The 20,373-nt window shown below is 65.8% G+C and carries 19 protein-coding genes; 14 read left to right on the top strand and 5 right to left on the bottom strand.

Translation table 11 applies throughout. The features are described 5' to 3' along the window. The first annotated feature begins 44 nt into the window (after positions 1 to 44). Positions 45 to 500 carry a DUF1801 domain-containing protein gene (locus tag AS156_RS22120; protein WP_066508677.1) on the top strand — a complete coding sequence of 152 codons (456 nt, stop codon included), beginning with the start codon at positions 45 to 47 and terminating at the stop codon, positions 498 to 500. 113 nt (positions 501 to 613) lie between these two features. On the opposite strand, the gene AS156_RS22115 is transcribed toward AS156_RS22120, so the two are convergent. Then, positions 614 to 2,827, bottom strand: a complete 2,214-nt coding sequence (locus tag AS156_RS22115) for a putative bifunctional diguanylate cyclase/phosphodiesterase (protein ID WP_066508675.1) — start codon at positions 2,825 to 2,827, stop codon at positions 614 to 616. 517 nt (positions 2,828 to 3,344) lie between these two features. On the opposite strand from AS156_RS22115, the gene mepA reads away from it, so the two are divergent. From mepA to AS156_RS22085, 6 genes are all read left to right on the top strand, one after another. Continuing rightward, a complete protein-coding gene (gene mepA, locus AS156_RS22110; RefSeq protein ID WP_066508674.1) occupies positions 3,345 to 4,289 on the top strand; it encodes a penicillin-insensitive murein endopeptidase in 945 nt (314 codons plus the stop codon). A 134-nt stretch (positions 4,290 to 4,423) separates the two neighbouring features. Further along, a complete protein-coding gene (locus AS156_RS22105) occupies positions 4,424 to 4,930 on the top strand; it encodes a hypothetical protein (RefSeq protein ID WP_066508689.1) in 507 nt (168 codons plus the stop codon). A gap of 207 nt (positions 4,931 to 5,137) precedes the next feature. Then, positions 5,138 to 5,923 carry a molybdate ABC transporter substrate-binding protein gene (gene modA, locus AS156_RS22100; protein ID WP_066508671.1) on the top strand — a complete coding sequence of 262 codons (786 nt, stop codon included), beginning with the start codon at positions 5,138 to 5,140 and terminating at the stop codon, positions 5,921 to 5,923. Between the two features lie 2 nt (positions 5,924 to 5,925). Further along, positions 5,926 to 6,621, top strand: coding sequence for a molybdate ABC transporter permease subunit (gene modB / locus AS156_RS22095; protein WP_066508669.1), 696 nt, complete (start codon positions 5,926 to 5,928; stop codon positions 6,619 to 6,621). A gap of 2 nt (positions 6,622 to 6,623) precedes the next feature. Further along, a complete protein-coding gene (modC, locus tag AS156_RS22090) occupies positions 6,624 to 7,295 on the top strand; it encodes a molybdenum ABC transporter ATP-binding protein (RefSeq protein ID WP_066508687.1) in 672 nt (223 codons plus the stop codon). Between the two features lie 93 nt (positions 7,296 to 7,388). Next, positions 7,389 to 8,600, top strand: a complete 1,212-nt coding sequence (locus tag AS156_RS22085; protein ID WP_136626373.1) for a hypothetical protein — start codon at positions 7,389 to 7,391, stop codon at positions 8,598 to 8,600. 26 nt (positions 8,601 to 8,626) lie between these two features. Here the strand turns inward: AS156_RS22085 and AS156_RS22080 are convergent, their stop codons facing one another. Continuing rightward, positions 8,627 to 10,420, bottom strand: coding sequence for a potassium/proton antiporter (locus tag AS156_RS22080; protein ID WP_066508665.1), 1,794 nt, complete (start codon positions 10,418 to 10,420; stop codon positions 8,627 to 8,629). Positions 10,421 to 10,639: 219 nt separating this feature from the next. Between AS156_RS22080 and AS156_RS22075 the strand changes: the two genes are divergently transcribed. Both AS156_RS22075 and map read left to right on the top strand, forming a co-directional pair. Then, positions 10,640 to 11,956 carry a mechanosensitive ion channel family protein gene (locus AS156_RS22075; protein ID WP_066508663.1) on the top strand — a complete coding sequence of 439 codons (1,317 nt, stop codon included), beginning with the start codon at positions 10,640 to 10,642 and terminating at the stop codon, positions 11,954 to 11,956. A 123-nt stretch (positions 11,957 to 12,079) separates the two neighbouring features. Further along, positions 12,080 to 12,904 (top strand): type I methionyl aminopeptidase, encoded by an 825-nt coding sequence (map, locus tag AS156_RS22070; protein WP_066508661.1) that lies wholly within the window; start codon positions 12,080 to 12,082, stop codon positions 12,902 to 12,904. A gap of 23 nt (positions 12,905 to 12,927) precedes the next feature. On the opposite strand, the gene AS156_RS22065 is transcribed toward map, so the two are convergent. After that, entirely contained in the window at positions 12,928 to 13,647 is a 720-nt protein-coding gene (locus tag AS156_RS22065) for a DNA-3-methyladenine glycosylase I (protein ID WP_066508660.1), read from the bottom strand. Between the two features lie 172 nt (positions 13,648 to 13,819). Between AS156_RS22065 and AS156_RS22060 the strand changes: the two genes are divergently transcribed. Both AS156_RS22060 and radC read left to right on the top strand, forming a co-directional pair. Beyond that, positions 13,820 to 14,683, top strand: coding sequence for an intradiol ring-cleavage dioxygenase (locus AS156_RS22060; protein ID WP_066508658.1), 864 nt, complete (start codon positions 13,820 to 13,822; stop codon positions 14,681 to 14,683). 51 nt (positions 14,684 to 14,734) lie between these two features. Further along, positions 14,735 to 15,448: a RadC family protein gene (radC, locus tag AS156_RS22055; RefSeq protein WP_066508655.1), complete on the top strand. Its 714-nt coding sequence runs from the start codon at positions 14,735 to 14,737 to the stop codon at positions 15,446 to 15,448. A gap of 26 nt (positions 15,449 to 15,474) precedes the next feature. Here radC and AS156_RS22050 read toward each other — a convergent pair whose 3' ends face one another. Together AS156_RS22050 and AS156_RS22045 are read right to left on the bottom strand one after the other, a co-directional pair. Then, complete coding sequence (locus AS156_RS22050; RefSeq protein ID WP_160331131.1) at positions 15,475 to 16,776, bottom strand: sensor histidine kinase; 1,302 nt, start codon at positions 16,774 to 16,776, stop codon at positions 15,475 to 15,477. A 46-nt stretch (positions 16,777 to 16,822) separates the two neighbouring features. Further along, a complete protein-coding gene (locus tag AS156_RS22045) occupies positions 16,823 to 17,488 on the bottom strand; it encodes a response regulator transcription factor (protein WP_066508651.1) in 666 nt (221 codons plus the stop codon). Positions 17,489 to 17,606: 118 nt separating this feature from the next. Between AS156_RS22045 and AS156_RS22040 the strand changes: the two genes are divergently transcribed. From AS156_RS22040 to AS156_RS22030, 3 genes are read left to right on the top strand one after another with little or no spacing between them, the layout of a single operon-like run. Next, positions 17,607 to 18,386, top strand: a complete 780-nt coding sequence (locus AS156_RS22040; protein ID WP_066508647.1) for an ABC transporter ATP-binding protein — start codon at positions 17,607 to 17,609, stop codon at positions 18,384 to 18,386. 15 nt (positions 18,387 to 18,401) lie between these two features. Further along, complete coding sequence (locus AS156_RS22035; protein WP_066508645.1) at positions 18,402 to 19,268, top strand: ABC transporter permease; 867 nt, start codon at positions 18,402 to 18,404, stop codon at positions 19,266 to 19,268. A 48-nt stretch (positions 19,269 to 19,316) separates the two neighbouring features. After that, the gene (locus tag AS156_RS22030) at positions 19,317 to 20,333 is read left to right on the top strand and encodes an ABC transporter substrate-binding protein (RefSeq protein ID WP_066508643.1); all 1,017 of its coding nucleotides are present in this window, start codon (positions 19,317 to 19,319) and stop codon (positions 20,331 to 20,333) included. The last annotated feature ends 40 nt before the right edge of the window (positions 20,334 to 20,373 follow it).

Raw genomic sequence — 20,373 nt, 5'->3', positions numbered from 1 at the left:
GTTGTGGTAGAGAGACGCCATGCGTCCTCCTCGCGGAGCCCACCATGCGCAAGCCGGCAACATCGACCAGCAAGGCACGACGACCGGAAGCGAAGGCGGCAGATGCGCTGTTCGACGCTTACCCTGCCCCCGTCAAGACAAAGCTATTGGCGCTGCGCCGGCTGATCTTCGACACGGCGAAGGCGACCAAGGGTGTCGGCGCGCTGGAAGAGACATTGAAATGGGGCCAGCTGAGCTACCTGACGGCCGAGACGGGAAGCGGCAGCACCGTTCGCATCGACCAGGTGAAGCCGACCGCGGACCAGGTCGCGGTTTACTTCCATTGCCAGACCAATCTGGTCGAGACCTTCCGCGAGCTCTATCCCGAGCTCAGCTACCGCGGCAATCGCGCGATCCTGCTCGATGTCGCCGACAAGCTCCCGGAGGCGGCGCTGCGCCACTGCGTGGCGCTGGCGCTGACGTATCATCTGAATAAGCGGAAGCCGGACGGGCCAACGTAAGCTCCACCGTCATTGCGAGCGAAGCGAAGCAATCCATGCCTCCGCATATGCGGGACGATGGATTGCTTCGTCGCTATGCTCCTCGCAATGACGCTGTGGGTACAGCAACTTCGCTACGCCACCAGCGCCGTCCCCGCCTCTGCCCCACGCTGCGCCTGCAGCAGACTGACGACCTCGGCGTTCGGCCGGGCGCGGCTGAACAGAAAACCCTGGCCTTCGTGACAACCTTCGGCGCGCAGGCAGCTCAGCTCGGCCTCGGTCTCGACGCCTTCGGCGGTGATGGTGACGCCAAGCCCCATGCCGAGGCTAATGATCGAACGCACAATCGCCTGCGCGTCGCGGTTCGAGCCGAGATCGCGCACGAACGACTGGTCGATCTTGATCTTGTCGAACGGGAAGCTGCGCAGATAGCTCAGGCTGGAATAGCCGGTGCCGAAATCGTCCATCGACATGCGCACGCCGAGCGCGCGCAGCGCATGCAGCGTGGCGAGCACCTGGCTGCTCTTCTCGAGCAGCAGCGTCTCGGTGATCTCGAGCTCGAGCCGCCGCGCCGGCAGGCCGGATCGCTTCAATGCATCGGTCACGAGCGACAGCAGATTGCCGGTGCGGAACTGCAGCGGCGACAGGTTCACCGCGACGCGGACATCATCCGGCCACTGTGCCGCATCCATGCAGGCGCGATGCAGCATCAGCCCGCCCAGCGCGTTGATCAGACCGGTCTCTTCCGCCACCGGAATAAATTCGCCGGGCGAGATCATGCCGCGCTCCGGATGCGGCCAGCGCACCAGCGCCTCGAAACCGGTGATGCGCCCGCTGCCGAGATCGACCAGGGGCTGATAGTACGGCCGCAGGCCCTCGTTCTGGATCGCGTCGCGTAGATCGATCTCGATCTTGCGCCGGCTCTGCGCACGCGCATCCATCTCCGATTCGAAGAAGGAGAAGGTGCCGCGGAATTCGCTCTTGGCCCGCGACAGCGCCATGTCGGCGCTCTTCAGCAGCTTTTCCGAATCCTCGCCGTCGCCGGGCGACATCGCAATCCCAATGCTGGCGCCGATCACCACCGAATGTCCCTCGAGCAGATAGGGTTCGCCGATCGCATCCAGGATGCGCTTGGCCAGCAGCACCGCATCCTCGGGTCGCACCACACCGTTCTGCACGATCGTGAATTCGTCGGAGTTCAGCCGCGCCAGCGCGTCCTCCTCGCGCAAGGTCGAGCGCAGGCGCTTGGCCACGGCGCGCAACAGCTTGTCGCCGACGCCATGGCCGAGCGTGTCGTTGACCGCCTTGAAATTGTCCACCCCAAGCATCAGCACGGCGATCTTGTCCGCGTTGCGCCGCGTATGCAGCAGCATGTCGTCCATCTGCTGGCGCAGCAGATTGCGGTTCGGCAATCCGGTCAGGCCATCATGCTGCGCCATGAAGGCAAGACGCGCCTCGGCGCGCTTGCGCTCGGTCATATCCATCAGCGCGAGCAGCATGGCCGGCTGGTCGCCGTGCATCAGCTGGCGCGAATAGATCGCGAGATCGATCAGCGTGCCGTCGGCACGCACGTGCTTCCAGGTTCGAGCCGCCTGTTCGTCGCTGCTGCGACCGGCAGCCCAGGGCAGTTCGGGATCGAACGCCTGCAGGCTTCGGATCGTCAGCTTCTCGAACTCGGCGCGGGCATAACCGTAATGGGCGACCGCCGCATCGTTGACGCTGAGGATCCGCTCGCCGTCCAGCGCGCACAGGATCATCGGCACCGGATTGCCGTCGAACAGCAGCCGGAACGACGCTTCGCGCTGCTTCAATTCGGTGATGTCGACGCGCAGCCCGACGATGCCGCCATCCGAGGTGAGCCGCTCCTCGATCAGGACGACGCGGCCGTCGGCCAGGACCTGCTCATGCCGTTCGCCCGGCTGGTACATCTTCCTGAGCCGCTCGGCGATCCACTCTTCCTCGCGGCCCGCGGCCTCGGGATAGTCGCCGCGCTCGACGCCGATGCGGATGGTGTCTTCCAGACGCGCGCCATGCTCGAACAGATCGGAGCTGCGCTTGTAGATCTCCGAGTACTTCTTGTTCCAGAGGATGTAGCGGCCCTCGGCGTCGAGGAACACGATGCCCTGCGGCAGGATATCGATCGCCTCGCGCAGCCGCGCATTGGACTTGCGCGCCTCCGCGATCGCGGTCTCGACCTGCGCACGCTGGCGCACCAGCTCGCCGATTTCACCGGCGGCGCACCGCGAAGCGCCCGACAGTTTCGGCGCGCGCTTGGCTTGATGGCTACGGCGACGGTGCATTGCAGCCTGTTTCGGTTTCTTGATTTTCTTCGGCCGCATTATCGGCATCGCACGCCCCACGCGCATTCCAGCTTGGCCATGTTTCTGCGATAAGCATCTGAAAAATTGGTGTCTATTGGTGAGCAGCCGCGTCGGGCGCGCACGTCTGACTGCCCGCTTTGAAGGCGAATTCGCGCATCGCGCGAGTGCACAACACCATGCAAGTGACGTCACGTCGGATTCGCAAGCTAGAAGCGCCGAGGCATGGTGAGGAATGCGTAAACGAACGTGCCGTTGCACAGCGGATGCGCTGAAACCGCCTCAACCGCACGAATATGCGTCAACACGCGACAGAGTTATCGCGGAGTTAAGGCGTGATGAGCGCTACTGCGCGGCGATGATGCGTCAACATGAACGACGATGCTGGCTCGCGCCGGAGAGTGCGCCGATGTCAAAGCGGCCGGCGCATGCGGGCAAAGAAACCGCGGCAACTTGATTCAGGTTGTGGGTGATCAAGCAATTGCGATGAAAGCGCGGTCCTCTCATCGCAAATCCATGTTAGCCTTGCGCAGACAGAGTGATCCGAATGACGCCCCGCCTGTTTCTGATCCCGCTCCTGCTCTCCGTCCTCGTCGCCGCCAGTTCCGCCTGGTCGCAGGACAAGGGCTCCGTCGACCCCAAGCCGCTGCCGCCGCTCGCCAACCCCAACGATCCGAAGCTCGGCGCGAAGGAATTGTTTGCGCGCAAGATCCTGCCGGCGGCGATGCCGACGCAATCGATCGGTTCCTATGCGAAGGGCTGTCTCGCCGGCGCCGTGCAGATGCCGCTGAACGGTGCCACCTGGCAGGTGATGCGGCTGTCGCGCAACCGCTATTGGGGTCACCCGAACATGATCGCGCTCCTGAAGCGGCTTGCGGCGAAGGCGCACAAGGACGCCGGCTGGCCCGGCATCCTGGTCGGCGATATCGGTCAGCCGCGCGGCGGCCCTGCGCTGAGCGGGCATGCGAGCCACCAGATCGGGCTCGATGCCGACATCTGGCTGACGCCGATGCCGGATCACAAATTGTCGCGCGAGGAGCGTGAGGACATGTCGGCCGTGATGATGGTGCGCGACGACCGCCTCGACGTCGACCCGCGCGTCTTCACGCCGGGTCACGTGCTCGTGCTCCGCGACGCGGCGCAGGAGCCCGCGGTGCAACGCATCTTCGTCAATCCCGCGATCAAGAAGGCGCTGTGCCGCGAGGCCAAGGGCGACCGCAGCTGGCTATCTAAGATCAGGCCGTGGTGGGGCCACGACTATCATTTCCACATCCGGATCCGCTGCCCGCCGGGCAGCCCCGAATGCAAGGGACAGCCGTCGCAGTCCGCGGGCGAAGGCTGCAAGCCCTCCGACCTCGCCTTCTGGTTCAAGGATTCGGTGCTGCATCCGAAGCCGCCAGCGAAGCCGCCGAAGCCGCGCCCGCCGGTGACGCTGGCGCAACTGCCGGCCGACTGCAAAGTCGTGCTGAAAGCGCCGGACGCGAAGCAATAACATCTTCGTCAGGCGGCTATTCCGGCGCGCTCGAAATGCGCTATGGTTTCGCGATCGTCGCGCCGCAAGCGCGTTCGAGCGATGGATCGGGGCCGCTGATCTATTTCATCCGTCATCCTTGCAGTGGATCAGACATGCGCAAATTTCTTCTCGCCGCATCGCTCTTGCTCGTCTCAGCACCCGCTCTTGCGGCGGAGGAGCCGAGCGGCTGTGACAAGTTCAAATGGCCGATCGACCATGCACGCGCCGCGCTCACCGCGCCGGATCGCGCCAAGCTCACGTCGGGCAGCGAACAGGCGGCGCTGCCGTCGACGGGCATCACGCTGGCGCTGGTCACACCTGATGAAGCCAAGCTTCCCACGCCGCCGGAGCGCGCGCCCAAGGACGGCACCTTTGCCGGCTTCACCAGCTTCAGGACCGCGCCGAAGGCCGGGCTCTACACCATCAGCCTTTCCGCCGGCGCCTGGGTCGACGTGGTGCAGGACGGCCGTTTCCTCAAGCCCAAGGCCTTCAGCGGCGCAACCGATTGCGACGGCATCCGCAAGACCATGAAGTATGAACTCTCCGCGAGCCCGTTCGTGCTGCAGGTCACCGGTGCCAGGGAGAACTCGATTTCGGTCGCGATCCAGCCGAGCGAATAGGGCGATCCGTTAGGCGACGATCCGTTAGACAAAGGGGCGCCTTTACCGTAAGCCTCAGCCTGCTATGTTTGCAGTGCGATATCCCTGATGACCGTAAGTCCTCCGGGAAGCAGCGGAACAGCGCTTCCGCCGATCGCGGCCCAGAACCCACTCAACGCCTGTTTTGCGCGCGCTCGTTCGCGCGCGAGGTCGCACGGAGCGCTTTCCATGTCACGCATTGCCGGATTCTTCACCGCCTTCCTCATCCTGCTCGGCGCGCTGCATTCGCCTGCCTTCGCCGACGACAAGACGCTCACGGTCTTTGCCGCTGCCTCGATGAAGAATGCACTCGACGACATCGACGCGGCCTATACCGCCAAGACCGGCGTCAAGATCAACGCCAGCTATGCCGCAAGCTCGACGCTCGCAAAGCAGATCGAGCAGGGCGCGCCGGCGGACGTGTTCGTCTCCGCCGACACCGACTGGATGGACTATGCGATCAAGCAGAAGAACATCAACGAGCCGACCCGGGTCAACCTGCTCGGCAACTCCATCGTGCTGATCGCGCCGAAGGATTCCAAGATCGACAACGTCAACATCGGTCCGGGCTTCGACCTCGCCAAGCTCGCCGCCGACGGCAGGATCGCGACCGGCGACGTCAAGGCTGTGCCGGTCGGCAAATACGCCAAGGCCGCGCTGGAGAAGCTCGGCGCGTGGCAGGCGGCGGAGCCGAAATTCGCGATGGCCGAAAGCGTGCGCGCCGCGCTGACGCTGGTGGCACGCGGTGAGGCCGTGCTCGGCATCGTCTATTCGACCGACGCCAAGGTCGAGCCCGGCGTCAAGATCGTCGGCACCTTCCCGGCCGACACCCACCCCGCCATCATCTATCCGGTGGCGGCGACTACGACCGCGAAGCCGGAGACGTCAGGCTATCTCGCCTTCCTGCGCTCGTCCGCGGCGAAGACGATCCTTGAGAAGTACGGCTTCAAGTTCCTGATCAGCCCGACGACGTAAGCGTGCTTGAGATCTCGCCGACAGAATGGACGGCGATCCTGCTCTCGCTCAGGGTCGCCGTCATCGCGACGCTGGTGGCGACCCCGTTCGGAATCGCGCTCGCCTGGCTTTTGGCGCGGCGCGACTTCTGGGGCAAATCCGTCCTCGACGCGATCGTGCATCTGCCGCTGGTGCTGCCGCCCGTCGTCACCGGCTACCTCCTGCTGCTGACCTTCGGCAAGCGCGGCATGGTCGGCGCCTGGCTTGCCGATCACCTCGGCATTGTCTTCGCCTTTCGCTGGACTGGTGCAGCGCTCGCCTGCGGCGTGATGTCGTTTCCGCTCTTGGTGCGGCCGATCCGGCTCTCGATCGAGGCGATCGACCGGCGCCTCGAACAGGCCGCCGAGACGCTCGGGGCGGCACCCTGGCGGGTATTCGCGACCGTGACGCTGCCGCTTGCGCTGCCGGGCGTGCTCGCCGGCATGGTGCTCGGCTTCGCCAAGGCGATCGGCGAGTTCGGCGCGACAATCACCTTCGTCTCCAACATTCCCGGCGAGACCCAGACCATTTCATCGGCGATCTATTCGCTGATCCAGACGCCGGAGGGCGACAGCGCCGCCGGGCGGCTGGTGATCATTTCCGTCGTGATCGCGATGAGCGCGCTGGTCGCCGCGGAATGGTTTGCGCGCCGCGCCACCGCGCGCCTGCACGGACACTAGCGATGCTGCGCGTCGACATCACAAAGCAGCTGGGCGAGTTCACGGTTGCTGCGTCCTTCACGAGCGAGGGCCGCGTCACCGGGCTGTTCGGCGCCTCCGGCTCGGGCAAGACCTCGCTGATCAACACGATCGCGGGGCTGCTGCGTCCCGACCGCGGGACCATCGTGATCGACGGCGAGACCGTCGACGACACCACAGCCGGCATCCACGTCCCGACCTATCGCCGCCGCATCGGCTACGTGTTCCAGGATGCGCGGCTGTTTCCGCATCTCGATGTCCGGCAGAACCTCGACTACGGCCGCCGCATGAACCGGCTTGCCGACGATCCGGCGCAGCGCAAGCGCGTCGTCGACCTGCTCGACATCGGCGCGCTGCTTGACCGGCGCCCCGGCAAGCTTTCCGGCGGCGAGCGTCAGCGCGTCGCGCTCGGGCGGGCGCTGTTGTCCAAGCCGCGACTGTTGCTGCTCGATGAGCCGCTGGGCGCGCTCGACGAGAGCCGCAAGCTGGAGATCCTGCCCTATCTGGTGCGGCTGCGGGACGAGGCCGGCGTCCCCATGGTCTATGTCAGCCACGACGCCGCCGAGCTTCGGCAGCTCGCCACCCAGATCGTCATGCTGCGCCACGGTCAGGTGACCGCCTTCGGCGGTGTTAAGGTGCTCACGGCGACGTCGTAGCTGGCCGTTTCACCGAAAGACGGCATAAGATAGCCCAGCTTGTCCGTTAGACGTCCTGTGGCGTCGGACCGGACGCATAGGGAAAGATGCGTCGTGCGATTGACTGGCTGGATATTGCTGCTGATCGGCGTCGTGCTGTGTGCGACGATCGCTTGGGCAGCCCTCGGCTTCCTGCTGATGGGCATCGGCCTGATCTCGCTTCAGGTCGCCGAGCGCGGCCGGCGCCGGGCCGGTTTGACGGTGGCCGGATCCGCCGCGGCATCGACGGGGTTCGTCCCGCCGTCGGTCGTCGCCGGGCTGCAGCCGCCGACCTCCGAACCCGCCCAGCGCGACGGCCCGCCGGCGCGGCAACCTCGCAGGGTGACCTGGCCCGCCAACGGCAGCGACGCGCCCTATGACCGGGAGGCCTGGCATCGGCTGGTCGAGAGCGACCCCGATATTGCCCGGCTCGCCAAGGTGCTTGCCGACTACGGCCCGCAATATGTCGACGAGCTCGCGATCAACTATCTCGCCGCGCCCGACAAGGCCCGCTTGGGCGGCATCGTCGACGGCATCATCGCGCGGGCAAGCGGCGGCCAGCCAGCACCGGCCCCCAAGCCGACACGGGGATCGCAGCCGCCTTCGCCGGAGCCGCAAGGCCTGGTCGCGCCCGAGACCGCACGGCCGGGGAGCCCGCCACCTTTGCCGGCCAACCCGACCGACGCGCTCGAAGCGTCCCTGATCGCCGCCGTCGAGCAGGCGTCCGCCAGGTCCCTAGCCCAACGCATCGATCCGCCCAAGGATCTCCCCAAGGATCCGCCCAAGGATCTCCCCAAGGATCTCCCCAAGGATCCGCCCAAGGATCCACCCAAGCCTGCCAGGGCCGAGGCGCGGCCGGCGCCGGTGACCCGGCGGGAGCCGGAGTTCGGCCGCGTGCCGAGGCAAGCGAGGCCCGACCACCTGTTGGTGCTGCCCCCGCTGTCCAACCCATCCGCCGACCTCGAAGCGTCGCTGATCGCGGCCGTGACCGAGGCATCGGCCAAGCGTGCCGATGCGCCCAAACCGGCGCCGCCATCGGAGCGTCCGCCGGACAACCGCGCCGCATCCACGCCGCCACCGCCCGCCCCGCCGCCGGCGGGTGCCCCGGCTGATGACCGCGATGAGGCGCTGCTCGCGGCGCTTGCCGAGATCTCCGGCGAGAACCGCACCAACCCGCCCGAGCCGGCCCCCGCCGCCAAGGAGCCGCCGTCCCCGCCGGCCGACGCGGACCTGTCGGACATGATCAAGAAATTCGCGCCGGATTCGAACTTCCTGCGCAAGACCTGACCCGCCTCCGGCCGAGCGCGCCGGACTCAGACCCCGGCCACCGACGCCCAGATATCCGCGAGCTTGCGCCGGACGGTCTGCATGCGCGTCTGCGGCACGACCTCCTCGTCTTCTTCCGGCAGGCGAAGGCCGACGACATTGACGCGGCCGCCGCTGATATTGCGCGCCACCAGCACGATCGAGTCGAGCGCAAGCTCGGCGCCTTCCTTAGGGGCGCGGTCGAGATGGACGTCGAAATAATCCGAAAGCGTCAGCTTGGTCGCGTTCTCATCGACCTTGACGCCGTAGATCTCGGCGAGCTCGCCCAGCGTATGCTCGCCCGAGACCATGAAGTCGCCGAGCAGATGCGGATCGGGCGCAGCCGAGGGCGCCATGTCGACGAAGAAGCGGTCGAGCGCCTCGGCACGCTCCGGCGGCGCCAGCAGATAGAGGTAGTCGCCGGCCTCGACGGGATCGGCCTCGGTCGGCGTCAGGATCCGCTCGTCGCGGATCACCAGCGTCGGCTTCGACCAGGACGGGATCAGCCCGCGGCGGAAATACAGGCTCTTCGGCCGCACCGGATAACCGACCAGCTGTTGCTCGAGCTGGCCGGGCAGGTCCAGCTCGACGCGGCGCGGGCGGCGTTCGGTGCGTGGCAGCGCGACATGCAGCCGCCGCGCCGCCGGCGCCAGGGTCCAGCCCTGCAACAGCAGCGAGATGATGACGACGACGAAGGCGACGTCGAAATAGAGATAGGCCTTCGACAGGCCGACCAGCATCGGGATCGAGGCCAGGAAGATCGCGACCGCGCCGCGCAGGCCGGTCCAGGCGATGAAGACCTTCTCCCGCCAGTTGAACTTGAACGGCGCGAGGCAGATCAGCACCGCCAGCGGCCGCGCCACCAGCATCAGCGCGAACGCCACCAGCACCGCCCCGCCGGCGCTCGAGAGCAGGCGATGCGGCGACACCAGCAGGCCGAGCAGCACGAACATCACGATCTGCGCCAGCCAGGTCGCGGCATCGAGGAACGTCACCACGGAATTATGCGCCCGGGTCGGCCGGTTGCCGATGATGATGCCGGCGAGATAGACGGCGAGAAACCCCGAAGCATGCACGATCTGCGAGCCGCCGAAGATCACCAGCGCGGCGGTGGTGACGAACGGAGCATGCAGGCCCTGCGGCAGCGCCACGTAATTCAGCGCCAGCACCACCAGCCGGCCGCCGATCACCCCGATGATGGCACCGAGCACCGCCTCCTGGATGAACTCCAGCACTATATGCGAGGCCGAGCTCTGGCCGATCGAGATGAACTCGACCAGCATCAGAGTGAGGAAAATCGCGAACGGATCGTTGGTGCCGGACTCCGCCTCGAGCGTCGCGCCGACGCGGGGACGCAGCCGCAGGCCCTGGGTGTGCACCAGCAGGAACACCGCCGCGGCGTCGGTCGAGGCGACGACGGCGCCGACCAGCAGCGACTCGGTCCAGTTGAGATCGAGCACATAGCGGGCGACCGGCGCCGTGATCATCGCGGTCAGCAGCACGCCCACGGTCGCCAGCATCATCGACGGCGCCAGCACGGCGCGGATACTGGCAAATCGCGTCTTCAACCCGCCGTCGAACAGGATCAGCGCCAGCGCCACCGATCCGACCAGATAGGTGGTGCGGACGTCGTCGAACTGGAGGTGGCCCGGCCCGGAGTCGCCGGCCAGCATGCCGACCAGCAAGAACACCAGCAGCAGGGGGGCGCCGAACCGCAACGCCAGCAGGCTCGACAGGATGCCGGCCATCACCAGCACGGCGCCGAGCAGGATTGCTATGCTGACGGAGTCGAGGGAAGCCATGCGCCTTCAGGGGGATCAGATACTTGCAATTGCATCCTTATCGTCGCCACACTTGGACGCCAACCCATTTTCTCATATCAGCGGCAATGTGCCCGATTTTACAGCCTCAAGTCGCCTCGACACTGTGTTGTATCGATGGTCGCATGCGCACCTTTGTGGGATTCTACCGGCCATTCGAATCACATTCGCCTGACCCGCGCTTGAGTTGAGATTTTGCCGATGGACATGACCCTCAAGGACGTCCTGGAATCGATCCAAATGGCCGCGCGCTCGGTCGGCGCCGAGATCGCCTCCCCCTGGTTCTACCTTCAGTTCGGCATCATCCTCGCGGCCGCGGGGATTTCATACGCGGCCGACACCGCCATTCATGCGCGGGTCAATACGTCCTCGCTGGCCTCGCGCTGGCCGCTGCCGCTCCGGCACTTCGCCCGCGTGATGGTGGCGAGCGCCTCCACGGCCGTGTTCGCGGTCCTGATGGTGATCTCGCGGATCGTGATGTGGCACACGACCTGGCCGAGCCGCAGCTACCTGATCGCGGTCTCGGCCAAGCTGGCGCTGGCCTGGCTGGTCATCCGCCTCGTGACGTCAGTGATCGACAACGCCTTCATCGTGAAGGCGGTCTCGATCGCGGCCTGGGTGGTCGCAGCCCTGAGCATCATCGGCGAACTCGACTGGGCCGCCGACACGCTGGATTCCGTCGCCGTCGTGGTCGGTGGCCTCAGGCTGACCCCGCTGCTGCTGATCAAGGCCGGCGCGGTCCTGATCGTGGCGCTGTGGCTGACCAACATCGCCAGCAATTTCGCCGAGAGCCGGATCAACCGCGCCACCGACCTGACGCCGTCGATCCAGGTGCTGCTGGTCAAGATCATCCGCATCGGGCTGATGGTGCTGGCGGTCGCGATCGCGCTCGATGCGGTCGGCATCAACCTCTCCGCGCTCGCCGTGTTCACCGGCGCCGCCGGCGTCGGCATCGGCCTCGGCCTGCAGAAGATCGTCGCCAATTTCATCAGCGGCCTGATCCTGCTGGTCGACAAATCGGTCAAGCCCGGCGACCTCGTCACCATTGCCGACATGCAAGGTCGCATCAGCGCGATGAAGACGCGCTACATCTCGGTCGCCGCCGGCGACGGCCGCGAGTTCCTGATCCCGAACGAAGACCTGGTGACGCAGAAAGTCACCAACTGGACCTATACTGACAAGAACACGCTGGTGAAGATCGCCTTCGCCGCCAATTACGACGCCGATCCCCGGCTGGTCTGCCAGCTCGGCGTCGACACCGCCGCCGCCCATGAGCGCGCCATCAAGGGCAAGCCGCCGAACTGCATCCTCACCGAATTCGCCGAGTTCGGCATGAAGTTCTCGCTGACCTTCTGGATCGCCGATCCCGATGGCATGGACCGGGTGAAGAGCGACGTGATGCTGGCGCTGTGGGACGCCTTCAAGGGCCGCGGCATCCGCGTGCCCTATCCGGTGCGGGAACTCCGGGTCCGCGGCGGCGCGCTCCCGGTCGAGAGCGTGGTGGAGGTTTCCAGCTAGCTTTTGCTTGGAAATCAGCCGTTTGGACATCGTCCCCATGTCCAACCTTGGCTTGCACCGGCCGCGCCAATCATTAAATTAGGGCCTGAAATCAGCCTCTTGCCCCCAGAACCGACCCGCCTCATGAGCTATATCGAAGCAACCGACACATCCCTGCGCAAAACCGGTCAGATCAAGCTGCACGGCCAGAGTGGCTTTGCCGGCATGCGCAAGGCCGGCGCGCTGGTGTCGAAGTGCCTCGATGCGCTCACCGACATCGTGAAGCCGGGGATTCCGACCTCCGTCATCGACGAGTTCGTTCGCGCCTTCGCTTTCGACCATGGCGCCTATCCGGCGACGCTGATGTATCGCGGCTATCGCTACTCGACCTGCACGTCGATCAACCACGTGGTCTGCCACGGCATGCCGGGCGACCGTCCGCTGAAGGAAGGCGACATCATCAATATCGACGTCACCTTCATCGTCGACGGCTGGTACGGCGACTCCAGCCGCATGTACGCCATCGGCCCGATCGCGCGGAAGGCCGAGCGGCTGATCGAGGTGACCTATGAGGCGATGATGCGCGGTATCGCCGCGGTCAAGCCCGGCGCCACCACCGGCGATATCGGCCACGCCATCCAGAGCTACGTCGAGCCGCAGGGCATGAGCGTGGTGCGCGATTTCTGCGGCCATGGTCTCGGCCGCCTGTTCCACGACGAGCCGAACATCATCCACATCGGCCGCCCGGGCGAGGGTGTCACCTTGCGGCCCGGCATGTTCTTCACCATCGAGCCGATGATCAACCTCGGCAAGCCGCATGTGAAGATCCTGTCCGACGGCTGGACCGCGGTGACCCGCGACCGTTCGCTGTCGGCGCAGTTCGAGCACTCGGTCGGCGTCACCGCCGATGGCGTCGAGATCTTCACGCTGTCCGAGCGTCACGGCGAGAAGCCCTGGGTCGCGGTCTAGCTGTGTAACCGGCCGCGGCGCAATCAGGTGTCGCTCCGCATGCGTTCGATGATCTCGTCCGACGTGTGATTTTCTCCGATCGACATCGCGCATATCCGCGAGATGTGGGTGTAGGGCAAGCCGCTCTCCTCGGCCCAGGCGTTGAACTGCGCCTGCACTTTGGCCAGATCGCGCTTCGACTTGACCTCCTCGGCGATATCGAGGCCGGCATCGCGCAGGCAGGCGATGACGTCGCGCGAGGTGACGAAGCCGTCCCAGCCGAGGAAGCGCAGCAGCATCTGCCCGGTATTGCCGCCGAGCCGGCTGCCGCGCTTGGCGAGCAGGTCCAACAGGCTGACCTCATCCGATGAGGGCCAGGCCGCGAGGAATTTGCCGAAGCTGCCGTGCTCGCGCGCAATCTCCTGCACGAAGCGGCCGTTGTCGCGCACCGACATGATCTTGGCGCCGTTGCGCACGATCCTGGTGTCGCTGGTCAGCTTCTCCCAATATTCGTCGGGCTTGAAGGCGAGCTTGGCCGGCTGAAAGCCGAGGAAGGCCTCCTCGAAACCCAGCCATTTGGTGTCGATCACGCTCCAGGCGAAGCCCGCGCAGAACACGCGCTTGGTCATTTCGGCCAGCACGCGGTCGTCGCCGAGCTTGGCGAGCGCCTTTGCGCTCGCCACCGGTCGCAACACCTTCTCCAGCGCCTTGGCGCCACCCTTGCGCTTTTCAGCGCGCGCCCGGATCACCTTGAACGAAGTCACACCGGCACCTCTCTCAAAATCTCCGAACGACGCATCGGATGGAACGGACGGTAATTCGGTCCCCGCATCGTGGCAAACCGTCGCAGGCGGGGCCACATTGAGAAATCAAACGGTCCTGATGTCGCCACGCCGGCTGGGAAATGGAAGGTCCCTCGATCGACAGGAGTGACGCTTGGACAATTCCACACGCCGCGGTTTCCTCGGCCTGGTCTCGGCAAGTGCGGCCGGCCTGCTGCCGGCACGGCAGGCGCAGGCCGCTGCCGAGAGCCCGCCCGTCGACAGCGCGGAGGCCTGCATCCTGACACCGCAGGCCGAGGAAGGGCCGTTCTATGCCGATCCGAAGCTGGTGCGATCCGACATCACCGACGGCAAGGCCGGCATTCCGCTGACGCTGCGGCTGCGCGTGATCGAGGCCGGGCCCTGCACGCCGATCACCGGTGCGCGGGTCGATATCTGGCATTGCGACGCGCAGGGTCTCTACTCGGCGTTTCCCGGCCAGGGCGACCAGCACAACATCGACGAATCCAGCAAGAGCTTCCTGCGCGGCACGCAGGTGACTGACGCCGCGGGCTGGGTCGCCTTCGATACCATTTATCCCGGCTGGTACGACGGCCGCGCCACGCATATCCATTTCAAGGTCTTCCTCGACCAGAAGAATGTGCTGACCGGCCAGACCTTCCTGCCCGATGCGCTGAACGAGTTCATCTACACCAAGGTGAAGGACTACGCGGGACGCCCGCGGCCGCGCACAACGCTCAATGCCAACGACCACGTCGTCGAGCTCTCCGATCCGGATCGCCGCGCCTTCTGCGCCGTGAAGGAGGAGAAGGAGCGCTATGTCGCAACGCTGACGCTCGGCGTCGACCGCCGCGCCGAGGTCGCGACGCAGGCGCGGCGCGGCCCGCCGCCGGGACCGCCACCAGGCCATCCGCCCGGCCCGCCTCCGCCGGGCATGATGCCGGGCGGCCCGATGCACGGACGTCAGATCAAGGATCGGCTCGCGGCATTGATCCCCGGCCTGAGACGCGGCCGATAGAACGACGCACGGCTCTTGCAAAACCCGGCGGGCACGGCATGGTTGTGGCCGATGCCCGCCAAGCCTGCCGACAGCCCAACCGAAGCCGACGAGACGCCGCACTATCACGGCCATCGCGAACGGCTGCGCGAACGCTTCTACGCGGCAGGACCAGCGGCGCTGAGCGATTACGAGCTGCTGGAGATGGCGCTGTTTGCCGCCATCCCGCGTCGCGACACCAAGCCGCTTGCCAAGGCGCTGCTGAAGAAGTTCGGCTCGTTCGCCGAGGTCGTGCATGCGCCGGTGGCGCGGCTGCGCGAGGTCGAAGGCGTCAAGGATGCCTCGATCAACCAGCTCAAGCTGCTCGCCGCGGCCGCTGATAGGATCGCGAAAGGCGAGATCAGGCGCAGCGTCGCACTGTCGTCGTGGAACGACGTCATCGACTATTGCCGCTCCGGCATGGCCTTCGCCGACAAGGAGCAGTTTCGCCTGCTGTTCCTCGACAAGCGCAACCAGCTGATCGCCGACGAGGTGCAGCAGACCGGGACCGTCGACCACACGCCGGTCTATCCGCGCGAGGTGATCAAGCGCGCGCTGGAATTGTCGGCGACCGCGCTGATCCTGGTGCACAATCATCCGAGCGGCGACCCGACGCCGTCGCAGGCCGACATCCAGATGACGAAAGCGATCGTCGAGATCGCAAAACCGCTCGGGATCGCCGTGCACGACCACATCATCGTCGGCAAGAACGGCCATGCGAGCTTGAAGGGGATGCGGCTGATTTGAGATCGAACGCGACTGGACTGCTGCACCTATGTCGCGAGCAGCAGACGAACGCGCGTCGTCCCTCCCTCACGGGAGATGGCTATTTCTCCCTTATGCGCACGAGCGACCTCGGCCGCAATAGCAAGGCCGAGACCAGAGCCGATGGAGTGGGGTCCTTTCGCGAAGGGCCGGATGACGTCGCCTGGCGGAACGGCAAATCCGCCACCATTGTCGGCGACTTCGATCCATGCCCTGCCGTCATCGGCGCCGATGGAAACGACGAGCTTGCTGCGGGCGCCATGCTTCAACGCGTTGTCGATGAGATTGCCCAGCGCTTCGCGCAGGCTGACCGCGTCGCCATTCACGATTGGCGTCGGCTCAGCCGGCACGAAAGCGATATCGACCTCGCGCGTCAGGGACAACGGAACCGCCGCGGCCAGAACGCCCTTTGCCAGCACATTGAGGTCGATAGGCGTCATGGCGACGGCGTCAGCCCGGTGAATGACCATGGCGTGATCGAGAAGCTGGCCGGTGAGCCGGCCCAGCTCGGACGTTCGCTCCCGAATGCGCGCCACCGTGACCGCCTTTTGCCGCGACGGCGGCGTCGCCGACAGGATTTCGACCTGGGCGTCGAGCGCCGCCAGCGGCGTACGGATCTGATGCGCGGCATCGGCAATGAAGCGTTGCATCAGCGTGATGCGATCCGAGAGCCGCCGCATGAAATCATCGATCGCATGCACAAGGTTGCGGACTTCGACGGGCGGCTCGGTCTGAAGCGGTCGCAGATCATCCGGGCGGCGCTCAACGATCTCGCGCTCGATGCGCGCGAGCGGCTTCAGGGCGAACGTGACAGCATAGCTCGTTGCCAGCAGCGCGAGCGCACTCATGGCTGCGATCACGCCGAGCGCCTTCAATGTAAGGTCACGCGCCAGGGCGCGACGGGCTTCGGTGGTTTGAGCCAGCACGATCGTCACCCAGCCGCCCACGGCGGGATCTTCGATCTGCTTGGCGACCGTGGCGATGCGAACCGGCTGCTCCTGATAAAGCCCGTCCTCGATCACCACACCATTGCGGGTCTGCTCGGGCTTTGCTTCCGAGGCAAGGTCCTCGTAGCCGGCCACGACGACACCGCGGGGGTCGACGACCTTGTAGAAGACGAGGTCGTAGGCCGCCAGCGCGGCGATGGTAGATACGGGCGGCTCCAGCGTCACGACGCCGCCCTGCACATAGACGTTCTCAGCGATCTGGATCGCCCCGCCGCTCAGCATGCGGTCATAGGCCTGCTGCGCGGCGATGGAGGCCGAACGCCAGCCAGCGAAGCCGAGGATCACCGCGCCGAGCGCCAGCACCGCCGACAGGACGGCGATGATCCGGATGCGCAGCGAGTGACGCAGATCAAAGTGCCGCAAGTTGATAGCCCAGGCCGCGCAGGGTGCGAATCTCGATCGGCGCATCGCCGAGCTTGCGTCGCAGCCTTGCCACGAATTGCTCGACAGCGTTGGGGCTCGCCTCCTGATCGAAATTGAAGAGCTGCTCGACGAGTTCTTCCTTGGGAACGATGCGCTCGGGCCGCGCCGCCAGGATTTCGAGGACCGTCAGCTCCCGCCGGGTCAGGTTGAGCGGCCTGTCGGCGACGGTCGCGACGCGGCCGGCACGGTCGATCACCAGCGGGCCGACACGCAGCAAGTTATCAGGCTGGCCTGCGCTGCGACGCAGCAGAGCGCGGGCGCGGGCTTCGAGCTCGCCATAGTCGAAGGGCTTGACCAGATAGTCGTCGGCGCCGAGGTCGAGCGCGCCGATCCGCTCATCGACAGTGGAACGGGCGGTCAGCACCAGCACGGGCGTCGCGAGCTTGCGGCTGCGCATGCCCTTCAGGACCGCAATTCCGTCCTGCCCCGGCAGCGTCAGGTCGAGGATCACGAGATCGTAGAGTTGCACTTGAAGCAGCTCGGCGGCCGTCTGGCCGTCCCGCTCCCAGTCCACGGCGTGCCCGATCTTCTCGAGGCGCATGACCACGGCCTCGGCAATATCGACGGTGTCTTCGACAACGAGTACCCGCAAAACGGGAGCCTCCGGCGTCCTGAGTCAGTTTCGCGTCAGTGAGGCACGCTATCTCATCTGCCAAGCGCCCATAAGTGCGCAACGACACAACGCAAGGCACAACACAAGGGAGGGCCACATGCTCGCGCCATCTGATGCCGCATCCGCGTCGCCGCTGCTTTCCGTAGCGGGTGTGACGCTCCAGTACAAGACGCCTGACGCCGTGGTGACCGCGACGCGCCGGGTCTCCTTCGACGTCTACCCGGCGGACCGCTTCGTGCTGCTCGGACCGTCCGGCTGCGGCAAGTCGACCCTGCTGAAGGCGATCGGCGGCTACCTCATCCCCGTCGAGGGGCAGATCAGCCTGAAAGGCCGCAAGGTGTCCGGGCCGGGTCCCGACCGAATGATGGTGTTCCAGGAGTTCGATCAGCTCCTGCCCTGGAAGACGGTGCGCGAGAACGTCGTGTTCGCCTTGACCGCTTCCGGCCGCGCCGGCCAGACAGAAGCTGAAGCGCGGGCCCGCGCCTATATCGACAAGGTCGGCCTGACCAAATTCATCGACAGCTATCCGCACACGCTCTCCGGTGGCATGAAGCAGCGCGTCGCGATCGCCCGCGGCATGGCGATGGAACCTGACGTGCTGCTGATGGACGAGCCGTTCGCCGCGCTCGATGCGTTGACGCGGCGCAAGATGCAGGACGAATTGCTGCGGCTGTGGGACGACACGCATTTCACGGTGCTGTTTGTGACCCATTCGATCGAGGAGGCGATCCGCGTCGGCACCCGCATCCTGCTGCTCTCGCCGCATCCGGGAGAGGTCAAGGCCGAGCTCAACAGCGTGCCGCCGGAGGCGATGGGCACCGGCAAGCAAGCCGCGCTCGAAACCCGCATCAACGACATGCTCTTCGCGAGCCATTGAGCCGAGGCGACCGTCATGACCGATCTCGTCAGCTTCCGTCCGGAAATCATCCGCGAAGTCCAGTCGGGCGACGCTCCCGTCGTCGCCAAGACGCTCAGCCCGGCCGAGCGCATCTATCGTCTCGGCTTCGTGCGCAAGACGGCGATCCTCGCCGTCCTCGCCGTGGCCTGGGAGATCTATGGCCGCTGGCTCGGCAACCCGCTGCCGTTCCCGACCTTTGGCCAGACCGTCGAGGCCTTCGTCAGCAACGTCGCCAGCGGGGTCATCCCGCAGCGCATGCTGGTCTCGCTGCAGACGCTCGTCATCGGCTATGGCATCGGCATCGCGCTAGCGGCACTGCTCACGACGCTGGCCATCGGCTCGCGGATCGGCGCCGACCTGCTCGAAACGCTGACCTCGATGTTCAATCCGCTGCCGGCCATCGCGCTGTTGCCGCTGGCGCTGATCTGGTTCGGGCTGGGCACGGGCAGCATCATCTTCGTGCTGGTGCATTCGGTGCTGTGGGCAATCGCGCTCAACACCCATGCCGGCTTCCGCTCGGTCTCGAACACGCTGCGTATGGTCGGGCAGAACTACGGTCTGCGCGGCCTGAAGCTCGTGCGCCTCATCCTGATCCCGGCAGCTTTTCCGGCGATCCTGACCGGCCTCAAGGTCGGCTGGGCCTTCGCCTGGCGCACTTTGATCGCCGCCGAACTCGTCTTCGGTGTCTCGTCGGGCTCAGGCGGGCTGGGCTGGTTCATCTACGAGAACCGCAACCAGCTCGAGACGGCGAACGTCTTCGCCGGTCTGTTCACCGTGATCCTGATTGGCCTCTTCGTCGAGAACGTCGTCTTCGCCAATATCGAGCGCAGGACGATCCGTCGCTGGGGCATGCAACACTAACAACCACTGTAGCCGGGGCAAATGGCCGGCTTTCCCAGGAGGAGACTTATGAGATTGAAGAACATCGTCCGCTCGCTTGCGGCTGCCGCAGTGCTCGCGGCGGCGCTCGGCGCCCCGGCCCGCGCCGAGGTCGGCGAAGTGCGCATTTCCAAGGGCTTCGGCATCCTCTATCTGCCGCTGATCGTGATGCAGGACCAGCAGTTCCTGGAGAAGCGCGCCAAGGCCGCCGGGCTCGGCGACATCAAGGTGACCTGGCTGATGCTTGACGGCGGCAACGTCATCAACGATGCGATGATGGCCGGCACGCTCGATTTCGCCGGCACCGGCGCGCCGGGCTTCGTCACGCTTTGGGCCAAGGCCAAGGGCATCCCCGGCGTCGAGGTCGTCGGCGTCTCGGGCATGAGCTCCACTTCGCTCTGGCTGATGGCGAACAAGCCGGAGCTGAAGTCGCTCAAGGACTTCACCCCGACCGACAAGATCGCGCTGCCCGGCATCAAGACCTCGCTCGCCGCTGTCGTGCTCCAGATGATCGCCGCCAAGGAATTCGGCGATGCCAATTACGCCAAGATGGATCCGATGACGATCAGCCTGCCGCATCCGGAGGCGCTCGCCGCCCTCGTCGGCGGCAAGACCGAGGTCAAGGCACATTTTACCTCGCCCCCCTTCCAGTATCTGGAAGCCAAGAGCCCAGGCATCCACCGTGTGCTCAACTCGGTCGACTATCTCGGCAATCTCACGCTCGACGTCACCTTCGCGCCGAAGAAGTTCGTCGACGCCAATCCCAAGATGACCCAGGCCTTCATCGAGGCGATGGACGATGCTACTGCGCTCATCGCCGGGGACAAGAAGCTCGCCGCCGAGATCTACGCCAAGAACTCGAAGGTCAAGGTTGCCCCCGCTGAGGTCCAGCAGATGATCGAGGACAAGGATGCGCGCTTCACCGCAACGCCGGAAGGCGTGATGCAATTCGCCGAGTTCATGCACAAGGCGGGCTCGATCAAGGTCAAGCCGGCGAAGTGGAGCGACATGTTCGTGCCGCAACTCGCCGGTCGCCCCGGAAGCTGAAACACCGCGGGAAGTGACGCTTTCGCGCCTCTCTCCCCCG

The sequence above is a fragment of the Bradyrhizobium macuxiense genome, assembly GCF_001542415.1.
Taxonomy (GTDB): Bacteria; Pseudomonadota; Alphaproteobacteria; order Rhizobiales; family Xanthobacteraceae; genus Bradyrhizobium; species Bradyrhizobium macuxiense.
This window is presented reverse-complemented; position numbering and strand designations above follow the sequence as displayed.